This window comes from Pseudomonas putida (assembly GCF_005080685.1).
Lineage (GTDB): Bacteria > Pseudomonadota > Gammaproteobacteria > Pseudomonadales > Pseudomonadaceae > Aquipseudomonas > Aquipseudomonas putida_V.
Window position 1 is genome coordinate 6057314 of the sequence record NZ_CP039371.1, and the last position, 13552, is coordinate 6070865.

14 protein-coding genes are annotated in these 13552 nt (G+C 64.5%); 7 read left to right on the forward strand and 7 right to left on the reverse strand.

Going from position 1 to position 13552, the window contains the following annotated elements; all coding sequences use genetic code 11:
- The first annotated feature begins 51 nt into the window (after positions 1 to 51).
- From hisI to E6B08_RS28110, 7 genes are all read left to right on the forward strand, one after another.
- Positions 52 to 444 carry a phosphoribosyl-AMP cyclohydrolase gene (hisI, locus tag E6B08_RS28080; protein ID WP_136916951.1) on the forward strand — a complete coding sequence of 131 codons (393 nt, stop codon included), beginning with the start codon at positions 52 to 54 and terminating at the stop codon, positions 442 to 444.
- Position 445: 1 nt separating this feature from the next.
- Positions 446 to 781, forward strand: a complete 336-nt coding sequence (locus E6B08_RS28085; RefSeq protein ID WP_136916952.1) for a phosphoribosyl-ATP diphosphatase — start codon at positions 446 to 448, stop codon at positions 779 to 781.
- A gap of 26 nt (positions 782 to 807) precedes the next feature.
- A complete protein-coding gene (locus tag E6B08_RS28090) occupies positions 808 to 1092 on the forward strand; it encodes a twin-arginine translocase TatA/TatE family subunit (protein ID WP_136916953.1) in 285 nt (94 codons plus the stop codon).
- Between the two features lie 3 nt (positions 1093 to 1095).
- The gene (gene tatB / locus E6B08_RS28095) at positions 1096 to 1461 is read left to right on the forward strand and encodes a Sec-independent protein translocase protein TatB (RefSeq protein ID WP_136916954.1); all 366 of its coding nucleotides are present in this window, start codon (positions 1096 to 1098) and stop codon (positions 1459 to 1461) included.
- Positions 1458 to 2246 (forward strand): twin-arginine translocase subunit TatC, encoded by a 789-nt coding sequence (gene tatC, locus E6B08_RS28100; RefSeq protein ID WP_136916955.1) that lies wholly within the window; start codon positions 1458 to 1460, stop codon positions 2244 to 2246. Before tatB ends, tatC begins: the two co-directional genes overlap by 4 nt.
- Positions 2243 to 2950 carry a 16S rRNA (uracil(1498)-N(3))-methyltransferase gene (locus tag E6B08_RS28105; RefSeq protein WP_136916956.1) on the forward strand — a complete coding sequence of 236 codons (708 nt, stop codon included), beginning with the start codon at positions 2243 to 2245 and terminating at the stop codon, positions 2948 to 2950. The genes tatC and E6B08_RS28105 overlap by 4 nt, the downstream gene beginning before the upstream one ends.
- 97 nt (positions 2951 to 3047) lie before the next feature.
- The gene (locus tag E6B08_RS28110; protein ID WP_136916957.1) at positions 3048 to 4625 is read left to right on the forward strand and encodes a methyl-accepting chemotaxis protein; all 1578 of its coding nucleotides are present in this window, start codon (positions 3048 to 3050) and stop codon (positions 4623 to 4625) included.
- 64 nt (positions 4626 to 4689) lie between these two features.
- Here E6B08_RS28110 and E6B08_RS28115 read toward each other — a convergent pair whose 3' ends face one another.
- From E6B08_RS28115 to pip, 7 genes are all read right to left on the reverse strand, one after another.
- Positions 4690 to 5424, reverse strand: coding sequence for an amino acid ABC transporter ATP-binding protein (locus E6B08_RS28115; RefSeq protein WP_136917503.1), 735 nt, complete (start codon positions 5422 to 5424; stop codon positions 4690 to 4692).
- On the reverse strand, positions 5417 to 6379 hold the full coding sequence (locus E6B08_RS28120; protein ID WP_136916958.1) for an amino acid ABC transporter permease: 963 nt from the start codon (positions 6377 to 6379) through the stop codon (positions 5417 to 5419). Before E6B08_RS28120 ends, E6B08_RS28115 begins: the two co-directional genes overlap by 8 nt.
- Before the next feature lie 77 nt (positions 6380 to 6456).
- Complete coding sequence (locus tag E6B08_RS28125) at positions 6457 to 7254, reverse strand: transporter substrate-binding domain-containing protein (RefSeq protein WP_136917504.1); 798 nt, start codon at positions 7252 to 7254, stop codon at positions 6457 to 6459.
- A 240-nt stretch (positions 7255 to 7494) separates the two neighbouring features.
- A complete protein-coding gene (gene mdoH, locus E6B08_RS28130) occupies positions 7495 to 10068 on the reverse strand; it encodes a glucans biosynthesis glucosyltransferase MdoH (RefSeq protein ID WP_136916959.1) in 2574 nt (857 codons plus the stop codon).
- Entirely contained in the window at positions 10061 to 11800 is a 1740-nt protein-coding gene (locus E6B08_RS28135; protein WP_202877484.1) for a glucan biosynthesis protein G, read from the reverse strand. Before E6B08_RS28135 ends, mdoH begins: the two co-directional genes overlap by 8 nt.
- 263 nt (positions 11801 to 12063) lie before the next feature.
- Complete coding sequence (gene dtd, locus E6B08_RS28140; protein ID WP_136916960.1) at positions 12064 to 12501, reverse strand: D-aminoacyl-tRNA deacylase; 438 nt, start codon at positions 12499 to 12501, stop codon at positions 12064 to 12066.
- A complete protein-coding gene (gene pip, locus E6B08_RS28145; protein WP_136916961.1) occupies positions 12498 to 13469 on the reverse strand; it encodes a prolyl aminopeptidase in 972 nt (323 codons plus the stop codon). Before pip ends, dtd begins: the two co-directional genes overlap by 4 nt.
- Positions 13470 to 13552 lie beyond the last annotated feature (83 nt).

The window sequence follows — 13552 nt, forward strand, 5'->3', positions numbered from 1 at the left end:
ACACTAGCGCAAAGGGCCCGGTACGGGAGCGGGCCTGTTTTGGAGTCGACGATGAAAGACTGGCTGGACGAGATCAAGTGGAACAGCGACGGCCTGGTACCGGCCATCGCCCAGGACCACAAGACCGGACGCGTGCTGATGATGGCCTGGATGAACCGCGAATCGCTGGCCCTGACCGCCGCCGAACAGCGCGCCATCTACTGGTCGCGCTCGCGTGGCAAGCTGTGGCGCAAGGGCGAGGAGTCGGGCCATGTGCAGAAGCTGCACGAGATGCGCCTGGACTGCGATGCCGACGTGATCATCCTGATGGTCGAGCAACTGGGTCATATCGCCTGCCATACCGGCCGCGAGAGCTGCTTCTATCGCGTCTACGAGAACGGCCAGTGGAACACCGTCGACCCGGTCCTGAAGGACCCGCACGCCATCTACAATGCAGGACACTGACATGAGCGACACCCTCGCCCGCCTGGCCGAAGTGCTGGAGCAACGCAAGCACGCGGCCCCCGACAGTTCCTATGTGGCCAGCCTGTACCACAAGGGCCTGAACAAGATTCTGGAAAAGCTCGGCGAGGAATCCGTCGAGACCATCATCGCTGCCAAGGACGCCGCCATCAGCAACGATTGCAGCGACGTCATCTACGAAACCGCCGACCTGTGGTTTCATAGCCTGGTGATGCTCAGCGCGCTGGGCCAGCACCCACAAGCCGTACTCGATGAGCTGGAGCGGCGCTTCGGCCTGTCGGGGCACGATGAAAAAGCCGCCCGGCAACCGTCGGCCTGACCCCACAAGCATTCTAGGAGAGCACCATGGGTATTTTTGACTGGAAACACTGGATCGTCCTGCTGATCGTGGTCGTGCTGGTATTCGGCACCAAGAAGCTGAAGAACCTCGGCGGCGACCTGGGCGAGTCGATCAAGGGCTTCCGCAAGGCTATGAGCGACGAAGAGAACAAACCCGCCGAGCCAACCCCGCCACCGGCCCAGCCGGTACCTCCGGTGCAGGCGGCTCAGCAGCAGAGCGCCCCGCAGAACCAGGGCCACACCATCGAAGGCCAGGCCCAGCCGGTCCAAGAGCCACAGCGGAAAGACTGACCCATGTTCGGCATCAGCTTCAGCGAGCTGCTGCTCGTCGGCCTGGTCGCACTGCTCGTGCTCGGTCCCGAGCGCCTGCCTGGCGCCGCGCGCACCGCAGGGCTGTGGATCGGCCGGCTCAAGCGCAGCTTCAACGCCATCAAGACCGAAGTCGAGCGTGAAATCGGCGCCGACGATATTCGCCGTCAGTTGCACAACGAGCACATCCTGCAGATGGAACAGGAAGCCAAGCGCATCCTCAACCCGCAGACGCCGCCTGCCCAGGAACCCGCTGCCAGCGCCAGCGAGCCGCCTGCTCCGGTAGCTCCGGTAGCCCCGGCCAGCGTCCCTGAGCAGCCAGAACAGCCCCAACCGCCGCGAGCCCCATGAGCGAAATCCCGGACCACGACCAGCCCATGCCGCTGGTCTCGCACCTGACCGAACTGCGCACTCGCCTGCTGCGTTGCGTCGCTGCCATCTTCCTGATCTTCATCGGGCTGTTCTCCTTCGCCCAGCAGATCTACACCCTGGTGTCGGCGCCCCTGCGCGAGCACTTGCCGGCCAATGCGACGATGATCGCCACCGACGTGGCTTCGCCGTTCCTGACGCCGTTCAAGCTGACCATGATCGTTTCGCTGTTCCTGGCGATTCCCTTCATTCTGCAGCAGATCTGGGGCTTCATCGCGCCCGGCCTGTACCGCCATGAAAAACGCATCGCCATACCGCTGCTGATATCGAGCATCTTCCTGTTCTACGCCGGCATGGCCTTCGCCTATTTCCTGGTATTCCCGCTGATGTTCAAGTTCTTCGCCGCTGCCACGCCGGATGGCGTGACGATGGCGACCGACATCGCCAACTACCTCGACTTCGTCATGACGCTGTTCTTCGCCTTCGGCGTGGCCTTCGAGATCCCGGTGGCGGTGGTGCTGCTGGTGTGGATCGGCGTGGTCGACGTGAAGTACCTGAAGAAGATCCGCCCGTACGTGATCATCGGTTGCTTCGTGGTCGGCATGATCCTCACGCCGCCCGATATCTTCTCGCAGACCCTGCTCGCCGTGCCGATGTGGCTGCTGTTCGAGGTCGGCGTGCTGTGTGGCAGCCTGATCCGCAAACGCGGCCACGAAGAGCAGCCGGCCGACGACCACAACGACCAGCCGCCAGCGACCCAACCGTGAACCTGCTGTTGCTCGAGGAGGCCGACTTCGTCTCGGCCGACCATGTCGTGCTGGCGGACCGGCGCTTTACCCACATGCAGGAAATCCACGGCGTGGCGGTGGGCGATACCCTGCGCGTCGGCCGTATCGGAGGGTTGATCGGCCAGGCCACGGTGATGCGCCTGGAGCGCCACGAGGCCGAACTGCAAGTGGCCTTCGACCAGCCGCCACCGGCCAAGCTGCCGCTGACCCTGGTGCTGGCCGTGCCTCGGCCGAAGATGCTGCGCCGGCTGTTCCAGACCATCGCCACCCTGGGCGTGCCGCGGCTGATCCTGGTCAACAGCTACAAGGTCGAGAAGAGCTTTTGGCAGACGCCCTTCCTCACCCCTGAAAGCGTGCGCGAGAACCTCATCCTCGGCCTCGAGCAGGCACGCGACACGGTGGTGCCCGAGGTGATCATCGAGAAGCGCTTCAAGCCGTTCGTGGAGGATCGCCTGCCGGCCATCGCCCAAGGTACCCAGGGCCTGGTCGCCCACCCCGGCCCCTACCCGGCCTGCCCGCGAGCCGTGCAAGGCCCGGTAACCCTGGCGATCGGCCCGGAAGGCGGGTGGATTCCCTATGAAGTGGACCTGCTGGCCAAAGCCGGTCTGGCCCCTGTTCAGCTTGGCGATCGCATCCTTCGCGTAGAAACCGCGGTCACTGCCCTGCTCTCGCGGATTTTCTGACCGATCGGTTAGCTTCAAGCCATCAAGTTTCTCCAGCGTGGGCCGATGCCCTGGCAACACAACAACAATCGTGCTGCCACACGCCGGGGAGTCACCTATGTACCGATGGTTTGCCCAATCGCTGGGGAATGTAAGCGTCAACCGTAAATTGGGGCTGGGGTTCGGCCTGGTACTGCTGTTCACCCTGGTCATCACCGCCACAGGCTGGCGGGGCATGGACGGCATCATCGAGCGGGGCGACAAACTGGGCAACATCTCGGTGATCCACCAGCGCACCCTGGAACTGCGGATCGCGCGCCAGGCCTATGTGATCAAGCCCGACAGCACCACCACGGCGCAAATCGAGACAGCCCTGGACAACCTCGAGCAGCAGATCCAGCGCATGCAACCATTGATCGAAAAGCCCAGCGACCAGCAACGCCTGGCCCAGCAACTGGATGCCGCGCGCCAGTACCGACAGCTCTTCGCCGACTACCGCCAGGCCGCCGCCGGCAGTACCGCCGCCAGCCAAGCGCTGCAACGCATGGCAGACCTGGGTGGCAGGTTGCTCGAAACCAGCCAGGCCATGACCGTTTCCCAGACCAAGGTCCGCAACGCCGATGCGCGCCAGGCCAAGACCCTGCTCGGTGGTGCCACTGCCCTGGCATTGGCCCTGGGCCTGCTGGCCGCCTGGGCCATCACCCGGCAGATCATCATCCCCCTGCGCCAGACCCTCGCGACCGCCGAGCGCGTGGCCAGCGGCGACCTGCGCGAGTCCCCGCGAACCACCCGCCGCGATGAAATGGGCCAGTTACAAGCCAGCATGCAGCGCATGACCGAGAACCTGCGCGAACTGGTCGGCGGCATCGGCGACGGCGTCACGCAGATCGCCAGCGCCGCCGAGGAGCTATCGGCAGTGACCGAACAGACCAGCGCCGGGGTGAACAACCAGAAGGTCGAGACCGACCAGGTCGCCACTGCCATGAACCAGATGACCGCCACCGTGCACGAAGTCGCGCGCAACGCCGAACAGGCCTCGGAGGCGGCCCTGGTTGCCGATCAACAAGCCCGTGAAGGCGACCGCGTGGTCGGCGAGGCCGTGGCGCAGATCGAGCGCCTGGCGGGCGAGGTGGTGAATTCCAGTGAAGCGATGAACCAGCTCAAGGCCGAGAGCGACAAGATCGGCAGCGTGCTCGACGTGATCAAGTCGGTGGCCCAGCAGACCAACCTGCTGGCCCTCAACGCCGCTATCGAAGCTGCACGGGCCGGCGAGGCCGGACGTGGCTTTGCCGTGGTCGCCGACGAAGTGCGCAGCCTGGCCCAGCGCACCCAGCAGTCGACCGAGGAAATCGAGGAACTGATCGCCAGCCTGCAGGGCGGCACCCAGCGGGTGGCGAGCGTGATGCAGAACAGCCGCGAGCTGACCGACAGCAGCGTCGAGCTGACCCGGCGTGCCGGCGGCTCACTGGAAACCATCACCCGCACCGTGTCGGCGATCCAGGCAATGAACCAGCAGATCGCCACGGCCGCCGAGCAACAGAGCGCGGTAGCCGAGGAGATCAACCGGAGCGTGATGAACGTGCGGGACATTTCCGACCAGACGTCGGCGGCCAGTGAAGAGACGGCCAGTTCCAGCGTGGAACTGGCGCGTCTGGGGACGCACCTGCAGGGGCTGGTGGGGCGGTTCAAGCTCTGATCTGAAGAATAGGCAGCTTGTACCGGCCTGTTCGCGGCGGTTCGGCGCGAACAGGCCGGTACGGTTACAGCACCTGGCGCAGGAAGGCCTGGGCCCGCGGGTCCTGCGGGGCATCGAAGAACGCCGCTGGCGAGGCATCCTCGAGCAGCTTGCCGTGATCGAAGAACAGCACGCGATCGGCCACTTCTCGGGCAAAGCCCATCTCGTGGGTCACGCAGACCATGGTCATGCCTTCCTGGGCCAGGGTCTTCATCACGTCCAGCACCTCGCCGACCATTTCCGGGTCAAGCGCAGAGGTCGGCTCGTCGAACAGCATCACCTTGGGTTCCATGGCCAGCGCCCGGGCGATCGCCACGCGCTGCTGCTGGCCACCGGAAAGCCGCGAAGGATATTCGTTGGCCTTCTGCGCGATACCGACCTTTTCCAGCAGCGCCTGCGCCTTGGCCTCGCGCTCGGCCTTGCCGCGCTTGCGCACCACTTTCTGCGCCAGGCACAGGTTTTCCAGCACGGTCATGTGCGGGAACAGGTTGAAGTGCTGGAACACCATGCCGACTTCGCGGCGGTAGGCGTTGATGTCGGTCTTCGGGTCCTCCAGCTGCAGGCCGTTGATGGCCACATGGCCCTGGTCGAAATGCTCCAGGCCATTGAGGCAGCGCAGGAAGGTCGACTTGCCCGAGCCTGACGGGCCGAGCACTACCACCACTTCGCCCTTGGCGACCTGGGTGGTGACGTTGTCCACCGCGCGCACCACCTGCCCACGGGTATCGAAGACTTTCAGCAGGTCACGAACTTCAATCACTTTGCGCAAGCCTCCGCTCGAGCCGGCTGGCCAGGTGCGACAGCGGCAGGTTGATCAGCAGGTACAAGCCTGCCACGCAGAACCAGATCTCGAAGGTCGAGAACGAGGTGGTGATAGCCTCACGGCCGCTCTTGGTCAGTTCGGTGATGGCGATCACCGAGACCAGCGAGGTGTCCTTGACCAGGCTGATGAACTGCCCGGCCAACGGCGGCAGCACGCGCTTGAAGGCCTGGGGCAGGATCACGTGGCGCATCGACTGGGCGGCGTTAAGGCCCAGCGAGCGGGCCGCCTCGTTCTGTCCCTTGGCGATCGACTGCACACCAGCACGCACGATCTCGGCCACGTAAGCGCCGGTGAACAGCGCCAGCGCCGCCACCCCGGCGAACTCGCGGGACAGGTTGAGCACGGTGCCGATGAAGAAGTAGAAGATGAAGATCTGCACCAGCAGCGGCGTGCCGCGCACCAGTTCGACATACACCGTCGACAGATCGCGCAGGGTCGGGTTGTTGGACAGGCGGCACAAACCGGCTGCCAGGCCGATCAGCAGGCCCAGCGCCCCGGATACCACGGAAATCCACAAGGTCGTCCACAAGCCCCAGGCCAGCGGGCCGGCTGCCCAGTGGCGGGTCACGCCGACCTGGTCGCCCTCGGCGACGTCGTCGCCGCGGCTCAGTTGCAGGCTGTCCTTGGCCACGTCGAGCACCTGCTCATCGCCGTTTTCGTCCTTGAGCGTGACACGCGCGGCGTCACCGGAAACGACGATTTCCTGTACGGTCCCATTACCGGCCGCACGCTGCGCTTCTTCGGCCTTGTAGGCGAAATACTGCGGTACGCGGTTCCAGCGCCACTCGTAGGAAATCATCGAGGTGGCCAGGTACAGGCTGAACACCAGGCCCACCAGGACCAGCGCGGTCAGCGCATGCCAGGGCCACTGGGCTTTCTTGTGTTTGATCACGTGGGTACTTCCGTAAATGCGAACGCGCAGGGTTTACCTGCGCGTCGGGGTCAAAGCCTGGGCTTGTGGCCTGGGCCTTATTCCATTTCCTTCAGCCAGTCCTTGTTCTTGAACCACTTGTCGTGGATACGATCGTAGGTCCCGTCATGCTTGATCTGGTGCAGGAAGTTGTTGATGAAGTTGATGCTGTCGTAGTCGCCCTTCTTCAGGCCGAAGGCCAGCGGCTCGAAGGTGAATGGCTCGTCGAGGAACACCAGCTTGCCGGCGCCCATCTTCTCCACGGCCACCACGTTGTAGGGGGCATCGTAGACGAAAGCGTCGGCCTTGCCGTTGACCAGGTCCATCACCGCTTCCGGCTCGTTGTCGTAGCCGTGGTACTTGGCTTTGCTGATCAGCTTCTTGGTCACCATCTCGCCGGTGGTGCCGAGCTTGGAGGTGATGCGGTACTTCTCGTTGTTCAGGTCCTTGTACGACTTGATCTCGCCAGCCAGCTCCTTGCGGATCAGCAGGGTCTGGCCAACGACGATGAAGGGCTCGGAGAAGTTCAGGCGCAGGTTGCGCTCCTGGGTCAGGGTCATGCCGCTGCCGATCATGTCGAACTTGTCGGTCAGCAGGGCCGGAATGATGCCGTCATAGGCCGTGGACACCGCCTCGAACTTGACGCCCATGGACTTGGCCATGGCCTTGAGGATATCGACTTCGAAGCCGATGATCTCGCCACGCTTGTTGGTCATCTGGAACGGCATGTAGGTCGGGTCCATGCCGACGCGCAGGGTGCCGCGCTTGACCGCATCGTCGATGGCACCGGCCTGGGCCGCCGTAACCGCGACCAGGGCGGTCACGCCCACCAGCAGTCGCGAGAGGTATTTCTTGATCATCACCAGATCCCCTAGCAAAGAAAATTGCGAATTTTTTTGTAGGCACGGCTCTTTTGGGCTGTGCGCGATATCGGAGAGGGATGCTAACGCATGGCGGGCCTGGGACCTAGCGTTGGCGGGGACTTTGTTGGCCAAAATAGGCCTCTGGGCCCTAAAAAGCTTCGCCGGCAAGCCGGCTCCTACAGGTCCGGTGGTAATCCTGTAGGAGCCGGTTTGCCGGCGATTGGGCCACTCAGGTCAGGCGCCGACGAGCGCCGGCTGACCTTCGTTTTCCGGATGCAACGGCAGCAGCGGCGAATGCGGATCGCTGTCGATCGATGCCCGCCAGGCGTCGATCCAGGCCGAGTGATGCCCTGCCCACACCTGCTCGTGCAGACGCGACAAGGCCACCGGGTCGCTCAGCAGCGCCAGCCGGGTCGCCAGGTCCAGCCCTTGCGGGCCGACTTCCAGCGCCTTGGCCACGCGCTCGGCGCGCAAGGCCTCGATCGGCGCGGCCTGGCCGTGTCGTGCCGTGCCCATGGCGCAGGCAAGGGCGTTCTGCCGCGGGTCGACCACAGCACGCACGAAGCCGTCACGCAGGGCGTGCCAGCGGTTTTCGTGGGCATACTGGTCGGTGGCCAGCAGCTCCTGCGGGGTGGCGTACTCCTCGGGGATGAGGAACAGCTTCTCGTCCTTGGCCGCCAGGCCCAGGCGCACGCGGCTGGAAATCACCGAAACCGGGATCGACAGCAGCAGCGAGCCAACGATCGGCGCCAGCCACCATAGGAAGCTCGGGTTCAACCACGCGACCAGTCCGGCCCAGGCGAAGCCCAGCAGGGTCTGTGGGCCATGGCGACGCACCGCTTCGCTCCAGGGCGTCGAGTCGTCGTCGCGGCTCGGTGAGTTCCAGGTCGCCGCCCAGCCGAGGAACGCGGCCAGCACGAAGCGGGTGTGGAAGATCATCCGCACCGGCGCCAGCAGCATGGAGAACAGCATCTCCATCAGCATCGACAGGGTCACCTTGATGCGCCCGCCGAACTCCGTCGCGCCCTTGGCCCAGATCAGGATGACGCTGAGCAGTTTGGGCAGGAACAGCAGCACGATGGTGGTGGAGAACAGCGCCACGGCTTTCTCCGGATGCCACTGCGGCCACAACGGGTAGAGCTGGTAGGGCTCGATGAAGTACTGCGGCTCCATCAGCGTGTTGGTCGCCAGCAAGGCGGTCGACAGCACCAGGAACAGGAACCACAACGGCGCCGACAGGTACGACATCACCCCGGTAAGGAACACGGCGCGGTGCACCGGGTGCATGCCCTTGACCAGGAACAGGCGGAAGTTCATCAGGTTGCCGTGGCACCAGCGCCGGTCACGCTTGAGTTCGTCGAGCAGGTTGGGCGGCAGTTCTTCATAGCTGCCCGGCAGGTCGTAGGCGATCCACACGCCCCAGCCGGCGCGGCGCATGAGCGCGGCTTCGACGAAGTCGTGGGAAAGGATCGCGCCGGCGAATGCGCCCTTGCCTGGCAGCGGCGCGAGGGCGCAGTGCTCGATGAACGGCTTCATGCGAATGATCGCGTTGTGGCCCCAGTAGTGCGACTCGCCCAACTGCCAGAAGTGCAGGCCGGCGGTGAACAGCGGGCCGTACACGCGAGTGGCGAACTGCTGCATGCGCGCATAGAGGGTGTCCATGCCCGACGCTTTCGGCGCGGTCTGGATGATACCGGCTTCCGGGTTGGCCTCCATCAGGCGCACCAGGCCGCTCAGGCATTCGCCACTCATGACGCTGTCGGCGTCGAGCACGACCATGTACTTGTACTCGCCACCCCAGCGACGGCAGAAGTCGTCGAGGTTGCCGCTCTTGCGCTTCACCCGGCGCCGGCGACGGCGGTAGAAGATGCGGCCGAAGCCCTTGGTCTCGCGGCACACGTCCAGCCAGGCCTGTTGCTCGGCCACGGCGATGTCGGTGTCGTTGGTGTCGCTGAGCACGAAGAAGTCGAAACGGTCGAGGTTGCCGCTGGCAGCCACCGACTCGAACGTTGCCCGCAGGCCGGCGAACACCCGCGGCACGTCTTCGTTGCAGATCGGCATCACCAGCGCGGTGCGCGCCTCGGGTGCGATCGGCTCGTTGCCCGCGCTGCTGCCGGAAATCCGGTACTTGTCGCGCCCGGTGAGCAACTCGAGAAAGCCCATCAAGGCGGTCCAGAAGCCCGCCGAAACCCAGCAGAAGAGGATGCCGAAGAGGATCAGGATGGACGTCTGCAAGGCGTACGGCCAGACCTGCACCACGGTGTCCCAGACCGACTGGCTGAGAATCTCGTCGAGGTCGACGAACGACCAGCCCTGGTACGGCAGGATGCCCTTCATGTACCAGCCGGCGACGATGGTCTGGCCGATCATCAGGGTCAGCAGGATGTAGCGGCGGATCGAACCGACCGTGCGCCAGCGCGCCGGCGGCAGCTCGCGCTTGGGCGGCTGCGGGGCGTTGGTGCGGCCGGTCATGCGGCGCCACATGCGGATCAGGATATTGGTGCGCCAGGGCTCCGGGACCACCCGGGTACGCTGGATCGGCGGCGCGATCTTCAGGCACAGCCGGCCGTTGCCGTCGACGCCGAGCATTTCGGCGTCTTCCAGCTCGGCGGCACTGCCCACGGTCAGGCGCGCACCGACCGAGGCCTGCACGGCCTCGGCGGGGGCGGCAGCCGGGTTGGCCGCCAGGCGTTGGTGCAGCTCACCGAACGAGGTGCAGCTGGCGAGTTCCGCGCGCTGCTGATCGCTCAGTGGGAGGTGGGCCAGGTATTCGCCAAGCGATTCCGGCCTTGCGCTTGAGTTACTCATCGGCAGGCAACTGATAGCTCCAGGTCTCGGTCAGCACCTGTTCGGTGGTGGCCGGGGTCCCGTTGGTGGACGCCGCGTCGGCGGCAGGTTGTTCAGCCTTGGCGGTGGCGTCCGCCTTGGCGGCCTTGTCGGCCTTGGCATGCTTGGCAGCGGCCTTGTCCTGCTTGGCGTCCTGGGCAGCCTTGGGCGCCTCGACCGGCACGTCACGCACCAGCGCGGCACGCATTTCGGTCGACTTGTTGGCTTCCTTGAGCTTCAACCGCAGGGTCAGGCGCCAGCCCTTGGTCTCCGGGTTGTAGCGCAGGTTGTTCTCGACCACCTCGGCATTGTCGTCGGTGCTGATCTGGCTGCGCACCGGGGTATCTTCCGGCAGGGCGGCGAGCGCGGGGCCGGCGAAGTCGACCAGGAAGGCCACGCTGCCGTCGGGCTGGCGAATCAGGTTGGACTGCTTGACGTCGCCAGTGGAGCGCAGGGTCTGCTTGACCCAGCCCAGGTCCGGCGCCTGGAACTTCGGCTCGTCGATGGTCCAGTGCAGGCGGTAGGCGTACTCGATCGGCTGGCCGGGCTCAGGCAGTTTTTCCGGGCTCCAGAAGGCAACGATGTTGTCGTTGGTCTCGTCGGCGGTCGGGATCTCGACCAGGTCGACGGTGCCCTTGCCCCAGTCGCCCTTAGGCTCGATCCAGGCGCTCGGGCGCTTCTGGTAGTTGTCGTCGAGGTCTTCATAGTCGCTGAAGGCGCGCTGGCGCTGCATCAGGCCGAAACCACGCGGGTTCTCGACGCTGAAGTTGCTCACGGCCAGGTGTTTCGGGTTGTTCAGCGGGCGCCACAGCCACTCGCCGTTGCCGGCATGGATCGACAGGCCTTCGGAGTCGTGCAGGGCCGGACGGTAGTTCATGACCTTGGACGGCTGGTTGGGGCCGAACAGGTACATGCTGGTCAGCGGGGCGATGCCCAGGCGGCTGACGTGGTCACGCAGGAATACGCGCGACTGCACATCGACCACGGTGTCGTTGCCCGGACGCAGGATCAGCTTGTAGGCGCCGGTGGAACGCGGCGAGTCGAGCAGGGCGTAGATCACCAGGTGCTTGTCGGCCGGCTTGGGCTTCTCGACCCAGAACTCGGTGAAGCGCGGGAATTCCTCGCCCGACGGCAGCGCGGTGTCGATGGCCAGGCCACGGGCCGACAGGCCGTACACGTGGCCCTTGCCGACGACACGGAAATAGCTGGCGCCAAGCAGGGTCATGATCTCGTCCTGCTTGTCGGCCTTGTTGATCGGGTAGAGCACGCGGAACCCGGCGTAGCCGAGGTTCTTGGTGGTTTCCGGGTCGTGCGGCACGTCACCGAACTCGAAGCGGCTCGGGTCGTACTTGATTTCCTCCACCTTGGTGGCGGTGACCTCGTTGATCTTCACCGGGGTATCGAAGTGCATGCCCTGATGATAGAAGGAAAGCTTGAAGGGGGTCTTGTCCTTGGCCCACTCGGCTTTTTCCTGCAGGAAATGAATCTTCTGGTAGTCCGCGAACTTCATGTCGCGGAACACGGCCGGGAGATTGCTTTTCGGTGCCTCGTACTTCTGGCCGGCCAGATCCTTTGCCTTGGCTGCAACATCGTCAAGATTGAATGCCCACAGCTGACCCGCGCTCATCAGGCCGAACAGTGCCACACCGGCCATCAGCGCAGAGCGCAGGCGGGTGCCAGGGATTCTTGACGCTTTTTGGGGACTTACAATCACGAGCAACCCTCGCCGAAAACAGATCATGAAACCAACGGCCAGCTACCATTGCCGGGTTGGCGAGCACTGTTCGGACCCCGTGAGGGCGTAATGATTCCCCAAACGGATCCAGACAATGCTCGAGTCGGAGTGAAACGAACCTGCGGACGCAGGCTCATGTAGCGCGCGATTATCCAGCAGGTCGCGTTACAACGCATCAGGCTTGTACAACTATTTATCGTACAAAACCCCTTGTTTTCCTACAAACACGGGGTTTTTCGACCTCATATTTGTAACATAAATGTTACAGGGCCATCATTCACCAGGTGCACCTGCATGTCCGCGCCAAAGCGCCCGCATGCCACATCGGCATGCTGGCCCTGGGCTCGCTCCAGCAGATAATCGAACAGCTCGGCCCCCAAGGCGGGTGGCGCCGCTGTCGAGAAGCTCGGACGCATCCCACTGCGCGTGTCGGCTGCCAGGGTGAACTGCGACACCAGCAACAGGCCGCCCTGCACATCCTTGAGCGACAGGTTCATCTTGCCCTGTGGATCGCTGAACACCCGATAGTTGAGCAGCTTGTGCAAGAGCTTATCGGCATGCTCGCGGGTATCTCCAGGCTCCACCGCCACCAGCACCAGCAGGCCCTGGTCGATGGCGCCGACGATTTCCCCGCCCACCTCGACGCGTGCGCCACGCACGCGCTGCAGCAGGCCCTTCATGCTTCTTCCAAAGGCAGGTCGAGCAGGCGACGGGCCATCTGGTCGGCGGCGCGCACCAGGGCGTCGGTGATGCCGGGCTCGGAGGCCGCGTGACCGGCATCGCGGATGACCTTCAGCTCGCTGTTCGGCCAGGCCTGGTGCAGTGCCCAGGCGTTGTCCAGCGGGCAGATCACGTCATAGCGGCCATGCACGATGACCGCCGGCAGGTGGGCGATCTTGGGCATGTCGCGAATCAGCTGGTCAGGCTCGAGGAAGGCGTTGTTGGTGAAGTAGTGGCACTCGATACGGGCGATCGACAAGGCGCGTGCCGGTTCGGAGAAACGGTCGACCACCAGCGGGTTCGGGCGCAAGGTGGCGGTGCGCCCCTCCCAGGTCGACCAGGCCTTGGCCGCATGCATCTGGGCGATCTGGTCGTTGCCGGTGAGGCGCTTGTGGAAGGCCTTGACCAGGTCGCCGCGCTCCTCGGGCGGAATCGGCGCGATGTAGTCCTGCCAGTAGTCGGGGAACAGGCGGCTGGCGCCAGCCTGGTAGAACCACTCGATCTCCTGCGGCCGGCACAGGAAGATGCCGCGCAGGATCAGGCCATGCACCCGCTCCGGGTGCTTCTGGGCGTAGGCCAGCGCCAGGGTCGAGCCCCACGAGCCACCGAACAGCACCCACTTGTCGATGCCAAGCTGCTCGCGAATGCGCTCCATGTCCTCGACCAGGTGCCAGGTGGTGTTGTTCTCCAGGCTCGCATGGGGCGTGGAGCGGCCACAGCCGCGCTGGTCGAAGGTGATGATCCGGTACAGATTGGGGTCGAAGTAGCAACGGCTCTGGGCATCGCAACCGGCGCCTGGGCCGCCATGGATGAACAGCACCGGCAGACCTTCCGGCGAACCGCTTTCATCGACGTACAGTACATGCGGCGCTTCCACGGCCAGATCGTGCCGGGCGTAGGGTTTGATCTGCGGGTACAGGGTCTGCATTGCGCACTCCGTGTGGGGATTGATTCGGCCGTTGGCCATCATAAACCTGAATCGCCCATTTGAGCATGCCTTGTCGAATGCTC

What these genes read in the sequence shown, in the direction of transcription:
- hisI (WP_136916951.1), top strand. Translation starts at nt 52, where the DNA reads ATGAAAGACTGGCTGGACGAGATCAAGTGGAACAGCGACGGCCTGGTA.
- E6B08_RS28085 (WP_136916952.1), top strand. Translation starts at nt 446, where the DNA reads ATGAGCGACACCCTCGCCCGCCTGGCCGAAGTGCTGGAGCAACGCAAG.
- E6B08_RS28090 (WP_136916953.1), top strand. Translation starts at nt 808, where the DNA reads ATGGGTATTTTTGACTGGAAACACTGGATCGTCCTGCTGATCGTGGTC.
- tatB (WP_136916954.1), top strand. Translation starts at nt 1,096, where the DNA reads ATGTTCGGCATCAGCTTCAGCGAGCTGCTGCTCGTCGGCCTGGTCGCA.
- tatC (WP_136916955.1), top strand. Translation starts at nt 1,458, where the DNA reads ATGAGCGAAATCCCGGACCACGACCAGCCCATGCCGCTGGTCTCGCAC.
- E6B08_RS28110 (WP_136916957.1), top strand. Translation starts at nt 3,048, where the DNA reads ATGTACCGATGGTTTGCCCAATCGCTGGGGAATGTAAGCGTCAACCGT.
- mdoH (WP_136916959.1), bottom strand. Translation starts at nt 10,068, where the DNA reads ATGAGTAACTCAAGCGCAAGGCCGGAATCGCTTGGCGAATACCTGGCC.
- dtd (WP_136916960.1), bottom strand. Translation starts at nt 12,501, where the DNA reads ATGAAGGGCCTGCTGCAGCGCGTGCGTGGCGCACGCGTCGAGGTGGGC.
- pip (WP_136916961.1), bottom strand. Translation starts at nt 13,469, where the DNA reads ATGCAGACCCTGTACCCGCAGATCAAACCCTACGCCCGGCACGATCTG.